This is a genomic window from Gryllotalpicola sp. CP2-P1 (genome assembly GCF_057512245.1).
This window is the reverse complement of record NZ_JBLRDT010000084.1, coordinates 1-11,397: the sequence shown is the minus strand read 5'-3', so window position 1 is coordinate 11,397 and position 11,397 is coordinate 1. Positions and strand designations below refer to the sequence as shown.

Genomic DNA, 11,397 nt, shown 5'->3' with positions numbered 1-11,397 from the left:
CCGGGCCCGCTGAGCAGGCACCCCCGACGGCGCCTTCTCAGGCCCAGCAGGTGTCGCGGCCGGCATCCGTGCCCGCCCCGACCTGGTCCCTGCTTCTCGCGGACGGCTCGCGCCTCACGCTCGACGGCGCAACGTATGTCGGCCGGAATCCGGCCGCCTCCGTGGCGGCGCCCGGCGCACGGCTGCTGCCGCTCGCCGACCCGGCGAAGTCGCTCTCGAAGACGCACGCGCTGCTCGTGCCCGAGCTCGACCACCTCATGGTCACCGACCTGCATTCCACGAACGGCATCGCCGTCGTGTCGCCGGGCGGCGGCGTCACGGTGCTCGAGCCGGGGCGCACCTCGCCCGTGGCTCCCGGCTCGCAGCTGCAGCTCGGCAGCTTCGTCGTCACCGTGCAGTCGGCCGGGGCATCCGCTTAGCCGAGCGAATCTGCGCACGAAAAAGCGGGCCAGGCGAACCTGACCCGCATTTTCCGGTGCGTGCTGCGCTCAGCCGCCGATGCCCTGGGCGAGCTGCTGGTCGACGTTCTGCAGAGCGTCGGCAGCCTTGGTGAGGAACTGCGACATTCCGTCGAGGCCGTTGACCGCCTGCGTCGTGCCCTTGGTGAACTGCTCGTAGGAGCTGTGGAAGGCGCCCGACGCGGTGTCGGTCACGAAGCCGCCGCTCACGAGGTTGTTGACGAGAGCCTGCAGCTCCTGCAGCTTCGCGGTGATGTCGTCCTTGCCGGCGTTGAGGCGCTGGGCAGCGCTGGTCATGTCGCCGTAGGTGACGTTCAAGTTAGCCATGAGATCTACTCCCCTAGTGGTTGTCGGCAAGCCCGCGGCCGAAAGACGATGATGTCTGTCGGCGACGGCCCCCTGGCCGACCGGCTTGTTGGTACCTAAGTTAGCCAACCTCGCCGGGGCGCGGAACGGGGAGCACTCCCCATGCCTAGCCCTCGTCGGCGTGAGCGGGCTGCGCCCCGAGCTTGCGGACGGTCGGCACCTGCCCGTCGACCGCGGTGACCTCGAGCTGACGCCAGCCCCGGCGCAGGAAGAAGCCGCCGAGCACGACGAACGCGACGGCGAAGACGATGACCACGGCAACGGCGAACGCGTTCTCGAGCGGCCAGCGCACCCAATAGATCAGCAGGAAGTTCGCGTAGCCGAAGCACACCATGCCGAGATACCACGCGCCGCTCAGGATCCATGCACGCAGATTCAGCTTCGCCGCCCACCGGCTGTACCGGGTGTGCCGCAGCGGTTGCAGCGAGATCGCGACAGCGGTGAGCCGCGGCGGCCCGGCGACATCGTCACGCCACCGGGAGCCCGTGAGCTTCTCGCCGCGATAACCGGGCAGCAGCGAGCGCCACAGCGCCAGCGCCGCGAGCAGCAGCGTGCCGAACGCCATTGCGAGGACCTGGAAGACGAACCCCCAGGCGAATGGCAGCACGACAGCGACCACGACGATCATGCCGATGGCGTCCTTTGTGTCCTCGATGCCGGTGGTGAACCCGGGCTGAGTGTGCAGAGCGCCGGGTGGCACGGCCCAGAACAGGAACGTGAGCGCGGTGATGATCAGGAACAGGATGAGCCAGACGATCGTGACGGTGAGATAGCCGAGCGGACGCGCGGCGGCGGCGCGGTAGCTCACGCGTACGACTCGCCCGAGCCGAGCGGACGCCCGGCCTTCCAGTGGTTCGACGACATCCACCGCGCGAAGGCGAAGATGCCGGCGCCGACAAACGAACATGCCGCCGCCGATCAGTGAGAGGCTCAGACCCCGCCGCGGCCGCGGCTTCACGCCTCGGCGCCGTTCACCAGCACCGGCGTCTCGCCGTCGACAGCGTCGAGCCGAAGGCGGCGCCAGCCGACGGGCAGCCTGCGCACCGCGAGCACGACGAAGCCCAGCGCCAGCACGATCGACAGCGCGATCAGGAACGGATTGTGGATCGGCCAGCGCAGCCAGCCGAGCAACAGGAAATGGGCGAAGCCGAGCCATGCGAGACCGAGGTACCACGAACCGTCGAGCAGCCACGCGCGCGCGTTCAGTCGGGTCACCCACAGGCTGTACGGCGTGTGCCTCTTCGGCAGCAGTGAGATGGCGACACCGCTCGGGCTGATGCCGGCTGCGTCGCTGCGGAGCACACTGCCGGTGAGCTTCTCGTGCGCGTAGCCCGGTTTCAGTGACCGCCAGAAGGCGAGCGCCGCGAGCAGCAGCGGGCCCAGCGCCATGAGCACGAGCAGGTGCACGAAGCCCCACACCCACGGAAGGATCAGATACACGAGCACGAGCCCCGATACCCAGTCCTTCGGGTCCTGCAGCTTGTCGAGAATGCCCTGCTGGGTGCTGATTGGCCCAGGCGGGACCACCCAGAAGCAGAACGCGACCGCCACCGTGAGTGCGAAGACGATGAACCACGTGATCGTCACTCCCAGATAGCCGAGGGAGCGCGCGAATCTCATCGAACAGGCTCCGCCCAGACGATAGAGCTGATCACCGAGTCGAAGAGCTCGGTGAACGGACCCGGATCGGGAGCGATCGGCAGCGAGACGTTCGTCGCGAGCACGCGTGAGCCGCCCGGCGCGGGAACCCAATAATCGAGGTCCAGCGACGGGGTGGTGGTCGTCGTGTAGGTCTGGGTGCCCGCCGTCGCCTTCCGCGCGATCGGGCCGGCGTCGGTCTCGAGCACCTCGGCCTCGGGGTAGGCGGCGGCGAGCCGACGTGCGGTGTCCTCGATGCCGGCACCTGCGGCAGGCCACGCCTCGAACACCGAGATCATGGCGCCCGACACGGGAATCCCCGGGAAGAGCTCAAGCGACAGGGAGAACGCGGCGGCTCCGGCATCCGCCGCCTGCTTGGCCGAGGCGGCCAGCTCCTCGCGGAATTGGCGCCGTCGCGACGCCAGTCGGTCGTTGGTACCGAACTGTTGCTTCACGAGCGCCGAGATTCGCGCGGCGCGCGCATCGGCGTCGGCCAGCGGGATCGACGCCCACGAACCCGGCAGTACGAAGGCGAACTCCTCGCTGTCGGATCGGGCGCTGCGTACCGGCATGCTCATTTCTCGAGCTCGACCGTCAGCGTTGCGACCCACTCCGACGTGCGCTCGACCATATCCGTGAAGCCGTCGAGGTCGTCGCTGGTGAACACGAACTCGAACATCTGCGATGCCCCGGTCGGAAACACGCCGAACAGCGTGCGTGCTTCGCTGCGTGGCGCGTCTTCGAGGAGATCGGTATACGTGATCACGTTGTACGCGCCGACTACGTCGCCGATCGGTGCCGTGCCACGCCACGTCTGCACGATGTCGTAACGCCGGCCGGGCTCGCGCCGGCCCTCGTCGGCTGCGAGGTAGCCCTCGTAAGCGCCCGGACCGCCCTCGTACGGATTCGTCAATCGGAACGACAGCACGCAGCGAACGCGAGCCTGGTCCTGCGGCGGAATCCACACCAGTGAGCCCGCGCCGTCCCGATCCGCTCCGATCTCCTTCACGCGTGCCGCGACTGCTCCAAGTTGACCGCTCAGATTCTGGCGCTCGGCACCTGTCAGCCCGAGGTCGGCCGCCAACTGGTCCGGCCACCGTGGGTCCTCCGTGTCGACCCACTGCCAGCCGTCGACCAGACCCATGTCGAAATCTGCGATGGGCCTCGGTTTCTTCGTGCCGAAGATCATGCTGGCTCCCCTCCTGATTCAGCGGTCACCCGTTGTTCTTCCACTCGAGACTACGGATATCAGAGATGATCGAGGAAGTGGCGCCGACCGCGTCGCCACCGAGGCTCGTGGCGAGCTTCCCAGGGCTGTCCTGGCCGTCGGAGATGTAACCGGACACCGCCTTGTAAGTCTGGTCCGCCTGGTAGATCGAGGTTCCGAACAATGGCACCGCGACCTCAGCCGACTTCAGCATCTTCGGATCCATGGCGATGTACCGCGCCCCTGCCACGAAGTCGCCGTTGAGCTTCAGCAACTTCTGCGGGTTGGGAATGATGCCTTCCTCGAACGCCTTTTTGAACGTGTCTGCGAGCGAGGTCGGCTTGAGCTTCGCGATCGCCTCCATCGAAAGATTGGGGCGGAACTGCTTCGTCGAGTCCTTCAGCATGTCCAGCGCGACGTCGCGGAACGACGTCTGCTTCATCACCTTGCGCGAATCCGTGAGGATCGTCGCGATCCGCTTCTCGCCGCCACTGATCGACTTGAAGGTACGGGCTGCCTTGAGGTCGGTGACGGCACCGCCGAACACCTTTTCACCGGCCTTGATCGCCGTGACCGCCTTCAGTTCTTTGGCGAGGCGAGCGAACGCCGCACCGCCGACGAAGGTCAGCGCGACGCCGACCACGGCCATGATGATGTCGAAGACGCTGCCGTCACCGGTGATCGCAGCGACGACCGCGTCGATGAGGTCGAGTACCGCGCCGATCGCGGCGAGCACCAGCAGGATCTGCCCGATGATCGGGATCCAGCCGAAGAAGATCGACAGCACTCCGGCCCACTTGCAGACCTGCTTGATGATGTCGTAGACCTTCGAGCCCCAGTTGTCCCACCAGCTGTCCTTCAGGCCGTGGTTGCCCTTGCCGTTGACGACGCCGTCGATCGCTGAGGCCGCCGTCTTGGCAGCGGCGACCTTGCGATCGTGGGCGGCGTGCCAGAGGTTGTGAGCCGCGGTGAGGGCTGAGTTCGCATCATCCGCTGCGGTCTGAGCCTGCTGCGCGGTCTTCTGCGCATCGGCCTTCTGATCGTCGGTCGCGTTGTCGGCCGCGTCCTGCGCGGTGGACGCAGAGCGGTTCGCGGCATCCGCCGCCGCCTGCTTTTCCTCGATCTGCGCGATCGCGGTCTTGGCGTCGTCCTGCGCGCCGCGCAGCTCGACCGCATAGGCGGCGAGTGCCTTCGCAGTGGTGTCGTAGCGGTCGTAGGCCTTCGTGATGTCATCGGCGACGTCGCCCGAGCTCTCACGGAGCTTGTCGATCGCCTTGCTCGTCATCTTCTCGCCCTGGATCTTCGTCAGGGTTTGAACGGAGCGAGCGATCTGGGCGGCGACGGTCTGGTAGTGCGCGGCCTTGGTGGCCAGCAGGTCGGGGTCGCCCTTGAGCGGTGCGTATTCGGTGTCGGCCATGGCTCAGTCCTTCGCCTTCGGCGCGGGCGCAGGGCCGGCGTCCGCCGACTCCTTGAGCGCCTTGGCGAGACCGTCGTCGACCTGGGTGAAGCCGTTGGAGACGGCCTTGATCTGGTCGCGCAGGTCCTTGACGCTCTGCGTCATCTTTGCGCGCTTGTCGTTCCAGTTGTGCGCGAAGTCGTGCACCTTGCCCGAGAGATTGTCGTCCCCGGTGGCGTCGGCGATGTCATCGCTGAGCTTGTCGGCCCCCTCGAACTCCTTCACGACACCGTTCAGGTCGTGATAGAGCTCCTCCAATCGACCGAGATCAAGCTTGAGATCGCTCACCGGTTCCCCCCTCTAGTCCTGCGTCCCCTGAAGTCTGGAGCCAAGCTATTGCCGAAGCGGTGCGGAGGGAACGGGGAGCACTCCCCATGCGAAGCCGCAGCCAGCGGCATCCGGTCGCGCCCTCTGCTCACTCCGGCAGCGGCAGCTGCACGCGCGCATGCTGCCCGCGCGAGATGTAGACGCCGCGCCCCGGCGGGAACTCGCTGCGCGCCATGCGCGGCAGCGCCGTCTTGAGCAGGATGTCGCCCTCGACTGCTTCCGGCTGCAGCAGGATGCCCCGCCGGCCGTTCTTGACCTCGCCGAACAGCGGCCACGACGAGCCCCACGCGCTGGTCTCGCCCTCTGCGACCAGCAGGTGATCGCTGCGCCGCACCGCCTTGACCAGCTCGACGATCGGGCCGTCGGCCGCCGTCTGCAGGAAGTCGCCGATGGTCTCGATGAAGATGCCGATGCGGCCCTCGGTGTCCGGGTCCGTGACGGCCGCGAGCAGGTCGCGGGCGAGCGCCGCGACCTCGTCGGGGTCCTTTGCCGCGTCGACCCAGATCGGAAGGCGCGCGAGCGGCGAGCGGGCGTTGCCGAAGTAGTAGACCCGGTTCCCCTCGGCGGCGCGCACGAACGCCGTGGCCATCGTCTGCAGCGCCGTCGAGCGGCCGCTGGCCGGCGGGCCGGCGAGCAGGACCGTGCCGAACGGGTCGAACGGGAACGGTCCGAGATCGATGTCGCTGAGGCCGAGCACGGGCTGACCGCCGACGGAGGCCGGCAGTGCGCTCTGCGCATACTCCTTCGGCAGCGAGCCGATCGCCGGCGCCGCCGCAACACCCGCGCGGCCCATCGCCTCGGCGAGCCGGCCGAGCGCCTCGGCCTGCTCGGACACCGAGGTCGTTCCGCCGAGGATCGCGATCTGCGTCTCGAGCCCGTCGACGATCGCGCGCCCGGGCGGGGACGACGGGCCGAGGATGTCGCTCGGCACCCCCAGCGCGCCGTAGCCGTCGTCGGCGAGCCGCAGCACGACCCGGCGCTGGATCGACGCCGCGATCGAGGTCGGCACGGCCCCCGCGCGGTCGGCGGTGAGCACGACGTGGATGCCGAGGCGGCGGCCGTCCGCGAGGACGTCGCGGAAGACGTCGTACCACTGGGCGCGGCCCGCGGCGACCTCGAAGTCGTCCTTGAAGTTCGTGAAGTTGTCGACCAGCAGCAGGATGCGCGGCTCGTTCGGCCGCCCGGCGAGCGCGCGGTACTCGGCGATGCTCGACGCGTTCACGTCGGCCCAGGCGGCTGCGCGCCGCTCGAGCTCGCCCTGCAGCGTACGGAACAGGCGGACGATGCGCTCGGTGTCGTCGCCCGCCACGATCGCGCCGACGTGCGGCAGGCGGTCGAGGACGCGCAGACTGCCCGCACCGTAATCGAGCCCGTAGACGTGCACGGGGCCGCCGCGCGGGGTGATCGCAGCGGCGCTCGCGAGCGTGCGCAGCACCGTGGTCTTGCCCGACCCGCTCGTTCCGAAGACCGCGAGGTGCCCGTCGACGTCCGGCCGGTAGTACTGCGTCGTCTGCTCCTGGCGCTCCGGCACGTCGGCGACGCCGAGCAGCAGCTCGGCATCGGTGCGCTGGCGCAGCTTGGACAGGTCGTAGAGGGGCGCGAGCTCGTCGAGCCACGGGCGCCGCGGGGCCGGAATGCTCGCGAGCCCCTGCGCCTCGATCATGGTCCTGACCAGTCGCTGCTGATCGTTCGGCCCGAGATCGCGCTGATGATCGGCGACGGATGCCGGCGCGGTCCGGTCCTCCCATCGGTTCTCGCCGCCGAACCGCAGCTCGGCGACCTGGATGTCCGCGCGCTCGGGCTCGCGCGTCGTCCAGCCGCCGGCATAGGCCGACTGGAACGCCGCAAGCCGCCCCGGCCCCGTCTTCGCGTAGCCGCGGCCGGGGATCGACGGGTCGATGTGCGCCGAATCCTTGACCCCGATCACGTCCTGCGAGTCGGACTCGTCGGCCATGCGCAGCGCCACCCGCAGATTCGTGTTGGCGCGCAGGTTGTCCTTGATGACGCCGGCGGGCCGCTGGGTCGCCATGATGAGGTGGATGCCGAGCGAGCGCCCGCGCTGAGCGATGTCGACCACCCCGTCGACGAACTCGGGAACCTCGCCGGCGAGCGCGGCGAACTCGTCGATGACCAGCACGAGGGCCGGGGGACTGTCGGGGTCGCCGCGCTTCTCGAGCTCGAGCAGGTCCTTGGCCTTCTTGCGGTTGAAGAGGTGCTCGCGGTGGTGCAGCTCGGCGCGCAGGCTGGTCAGCGCCCGGCGCACGAGGTGCGGCGAGAGGTCGGTGACGAGGCCGACGCAGTGCGGCAGCTGCACGCAGTCTGCGAACGCCGACCCGCCCTTGTAGTCGACGAAGAGGAAGGTGACCCGGTCGGGCGAGTACTCGGCGGCCATGCCGAGCACCCACGCCTGCAGGAACTCCGACTTCCCGGAGCCGGTCGTGCCGCCGACGAGCGCGTGCGGGCCCTGCGTGCGCAGGTCGAGGTGCATCGGGTCGTGCCCCGCCGACCCCATGATCGCCCGCAGCTTGCCTGCGCGGCGCGGCGTGAGCGGCCCGCCCGAGCGGTCGTGGATCGAGTCGTTCTGCTTCCACCGGTCGACGATCGCTGACGACGACTCGGCGAGCTCATGGCCGAGCAGCGTCACGAGCGAGATGCTGCGCGGCAGGTCGCTCGCATCGGCGATCGGCGCGCCCGCATCGACGACGGGCGCCATCAGGTGGGCGTATGCCTGCGCGCGCTCCGCGTCGATGGGCTCGGTGACCACGTCCGCGATGTGCTCGCCGAGGCGCACGAAGCCGACCTCGGCGCGGCCGTCGGCGTCGACGGCGAGATAGGTGCGGCAGACGGCGGGCAGCGCGGGAACGTCCGGCGACACCCAGATCGGGAAGACGCCGGCGTCGGCGGCGGACTCGGCGAGCTGGATGAGGCGCCCCCGGTCAACCGGGGCGTCGTCGGAGATCACGACCACGACCGCAGGAATCGGCGACTGCGTTCCCGCGGCCACGTCGCTCTCCGCCACATTCGCCCCGCGCTCGTTCGCCGCCTTGGCCTGCACGATGGCCCCGCGGCGCTCGGCGCTCCGCTTCTCCTCCAGCCTGGCGCTGATGAGCCCCTCGAGGTCCGAGAGCAGGGCGCTCGCGCTCGACTCGCTGTCGGCGAGCTGGTTGCCCTCGAGCGGGCTGTGCGGGCTCGACGAATGCGGCATCCACTTCAGCCACTCGACCTCGCGCGACCAGCGCGAGCTGACGATCGCCGCCACCGTCACCTCGGCCGGCGAGTGCAGCCCCGTCAGCTGCACGAGCAGCGAGTTCAGGGCGCCGGCCGTCTGCCCGGGCCCGCCCGCGATGCCGATGGCTCCGGCGTCGTACAGGTTCTCGACGATCGGCACGCCGGGAACCGTGCGGTTCGCCTCGATGACGGCGTCCAGCCGCTCTTGGAACTCGACCAGCAGATTCGGGCGCGAGGTGACGTCGATCGTGTTGCGGGAGGTCGCGGCGCCGACACCGAGCCGCACGTTCAGGAACGACCAGTGCTCGGGCCGCCTGGTCCACAGCAGGGGCGCGCGACGCACCGCCGCCTCATAGACCTGCTCGGTCGAGGGCGCCTCGAGCGCGCGCTGCGCGGCTTCCTTCTCGCGTTCGCGGCCGAGCGCCGTCGTGAGACTCTCGAGCCCCTCGTCGAACCTCGCGATCGACTTCTTGAGCCTCGATTTGCGCTGCGACCGACCTGTGAACCAGTTGCCGACGACCATCAGCGGCGACATGGCCGCGAACGCCACCGACGCCGGCTGTCGCGTGATCATGTACATCACGCCGGCCATGAGGATCGGCGTCGCGAGCGCGATCATCGGAATCGGCTGCGATTCCGTCTCAGCCGGAACCTCGGGCACCTCGAACTCGGCGCCGACGTAGCGCGCCTCGACCTTGGGCGAGCGGTTGAAGAGGACGGGCCCGGCTTTCGCAGCGGGTGCGGGCGAAGGGGCGACGGATGCCTGCTGCTGCGGCTGCGCGAGCGGGGTCAGTTCCACCTCGGTGTCGCCGATCAGCACGCGCACGGCCTGCCTGACCTGCAGGCGGTCGACGATGCCGCCGTCGACGACGAGCCCGTTCGCCGAGCCCAGGTCGACGAGCTCGAGGCCGCCGGAGGCCTGGATGCGCGCATGCCGACCCGAGACGAAGGGGTCGTCGAGCACGATGTCGCAGGCGCCGTCGCGCCCGATGATCGTCGTCGACCCGGCCTGGATCTCGAACTGCGTGCCCGCAGCCGGCCCCGTCAGCACCCGCAGGCGCCCGATCGGGTGGAAGCCGGCGGGCTGCGCTGCGCCGTAGCTCGAGGCATCCGCGAGGAGCACCGTGGCCCCGTCGCCGATCTGGGCCTCGCCGATGGGGATCTCGGGCGAGAGCACGTCGGGCTGCTGCTGCCCCGGCATGGCCACGGCCAGGGTGAGCACGCGGCCCTCGCCGCCCACGGCCCACTCCTTGCCCTTCGGGTCGAGGCGCCGGATCGCGCCCGCGACGTCGGCGACCGTCGCGACGGCATCCGTCGTCACCACGATGTCGTCGGACTGCCCCGATTGACGTGCCAGCGTCAGTTTCAGGCGCACGTCATTCCCCCTGTTCCATCACCCAGCGTGCCCGCACGACGATGTTGTCGAAGAGCAGCAGCAGCGCCTCGCGCTGCTCGACGTGCGGGCTCGAGAAGCTGTACTGCGCGAGGCCGCGCCCGTCGGGGAACGCGAGCCAGTAATCGACGACGAGCAGTTCGCGATCGGCGCCCTCGAGCTCCGCCGCCGCGCGGCGCAGGCGCGTGTGCCGGATGAACGGGCCGGCCGGCGTCTCGGCGCCCACGAGCTCATCGTCGGCGGCGAGCTCACCGCGCAATCGCTCGGTCATGCGCTCGAGGTGGCTCGCATCGCCGATCGCCGGGCCGAGCTCGTGCCAGTACAGAGCGAGGTTGACGGCGGCCGCAGCCTTGTCGCTGCGGCGCACCAGGAACGCAAGGAAGCGGCCACCGGCGCCGAGCGCCAACTCGGACGCACGAGTGAACCACGCCTCGAAGTCGGCGCGGAGCTTCCTGTTCAGGAATCCGCCCAGCTGCTCATCGAGCAGTCTGCGCACCTGCTGCGCGCGCACAGCGGCGTCCGTGACGTCGACGACGGCCCAGTCCGGGCCGAGCGGCGTATCGATCGCGATCGCCCGGTCACCTGGAGCCACGGCGGGCACCGCGTCGGCGGCGCTCGGCTGAGCGGATGCCCACGCGACCTCGTCGTCGAGCAGGCGCGGCTCGAGGGCGCGCAGGACGTCATCGACGTCGGCGCTTCCCGGGTGCGGCCCAGCTGGATCGAAGTGCACCCGGTGCAGCACGTCGTGGTGCTGCCTGAGGAACGGCTCGAGGCCGGGGCCGCGGACGAGTGCGAACTGCCGCCTGTCGTCGTCGCCCAGGAACAGTTCGAGGGCACTGGTCGACGAGAACAGCGCGAGCGCATACGGCTTCTTGCCGCTCGCGTCGTTCGACGGGAAGACGCGATTCTGGGTCTCACCGTCGTCGGTGTCGATGAGCGGCAGCACGACGTAGTCGTGCCTCAGCGCCTGCCCGATCGCCTGCCAGTCGCCCGCTTCGAGGGCAGCCGCGAGGCGCGCCGACCCGACATCGGGCGTCGACTCGACATAGATCGGCTCGTCGTGGTCGCTCATGTCGCCTTCCGGGAATCGTTAGCCGGCTCGAGGCGGATCGAGTGCAGCGGCTTCGCGGCGCCGGCGATGATGCGCTCGGCGAGGGCCTCAGGGTCGCCGAAGGCGCGGAAAAGCTCGACCTCTACAGGACCGCCGGCCGGGTCGGGGTGAGTCTCGTCGAACGGGTGCAGCAGATACGCGCGCCCGTCGTCCCACTCGGCGGGCCAGCCGTCGGGCGCGGTGACGCGCGGCAGTCCGGTCGTCGGCTCTTCG

The 11,397-nt window shown here is 69.6% G+C and carries 11 protein-coding genes; 1 reads left to right on the top strand and 10 read right to left on the bottom strand.

What is annotated here, in order from left to right; translation table 11 throughout:
- A partial coding sequence (locus ACM2XV_RS08395) for an FHA domain-containing protein (RefSeq protein ID WP_487026607.1) occupies positions 1-419 on the top strand: 419 nt, incomplete at its 5' end.
- Between the two features lie 69 nt (positions 420-488).
- Here ACM2XV_RS08395 and ACM2XV_RS08390 read toward each other — a convergent pair.
- The 10 genes from ACM2XV_RS08390 to ACM2XV_RS08345 all read right to left on the bottom strand — a co-directional run.
- Entirely contained in the window at positions 489-785 is a 297-nt protein-coding gene (locus ACM2XV_RS08390) for a WXG100 family type VII secretion target (protein WP_344776660.1), read from the bottom strand.
- 145 nt (positions 786-930) lie between these two features.
- On the bottom strand, positions 931-1,632 hold the full coding sequence (locus ACM2XV_RS08385) for a hypothetical protein (RefSeq protein ID WP_487026606.1): 702 nt from the start codon (positions 1,630-1,632) through the stop codon (positions 931-933).
- A gap of 146 nt (positions 1,633-1,778) precedes the next feature.
- Positions 1,779-2,444 (bottom strand): hypothetical protein, encoded by a 666-nt coding sequence (locus ACM2XV_RS08380; protein WP_344776666.1) that lies wholly within the window; start codon positions 2,442-2,444, stop codon positions 1,779-1,781.
- Complete coding sequence (locus tag ACM2XV_RS08375) at positions 2,441-3,034, bottom strand: hypothetical protein (RefSeq protein ID WP_487026605.1); 594 nt, start codon at positions 3,032-3,034, stop codon at positions 2,441-2,443. Before ACM2XV_RS08375 ends, ACM2XV_RS08380 begins: the two co-directional genes overlap by 4 nt.
- A gap of 2 nt (positions 3,035-3,036) precedes the next feature.
- The gene (locus ACM2XV_RS08370; RefSeq protein ID WP_487026604.1) at positions 3,037-3,651 is read right to left on the bottom strand and encodes a hypothetical protein; all 615 of its coding nucleotides are present in this window, start codon (positions 3,649-3,651) and stop codon (positions 3,037-3,039) included.
- A 25-nt stretch (positions 3,652-3,676) separates the two neighbouring features.
- Entirely contained in the window at positions 3,677-5,086 is a 1,410-nt protein-coding gene (locus ACM2XV_RS08365) for a putative T7SS-secreted protein (RefSeq protein WP_487026603.1), read from the bottom strand.
- A gap of 3 nt (positions 5,087-5,089) precedes the next feature.
- Positions 5,090-5,413: a hypothetical protein gene (locus ACM2XV_RS08360; protein ID WP_487026602.1), complete on the bottom strand. Its 324-nt coding sequence runs from the start codon at positions 5,411-5,413 to the stop codon at positions 5,090-5,092.
- A 127-nt stretch (positions 5,414-5,540) separates the two neighbouring features.
- A complete protein-coding gene (locus ACM2XV_RS08355; RefSeq protein ID WP_487026601.1) occupies positions 5,541-10,055 on the bottom strand; it encodes a type VII secretion EssC family protein in 4,515 nt (1,504 codons plus the stop codon).
- 1 nt (position 10,056) lies between these two features.
- Entirely contained in the window at positions 10,057-11,145 is a 1,089-nt protein-coding gene (locus ACM2XV_RS08350; RefSeq protein WP_487026600.1) for a hypothetical protein, read from the bottom strand.
- Positions 11,142-11,397, bottom strand: a 256-nt coding sequence (locus ACM2XV_RS08345) for a hypothetical protein (protein WP_487026599.1), incomplete at its 5' end; no start/stop codon positions are given. The genes ACM2XV_RS08350 and ACM2XV_RS08345, both read right to left, overlap by 4 nt.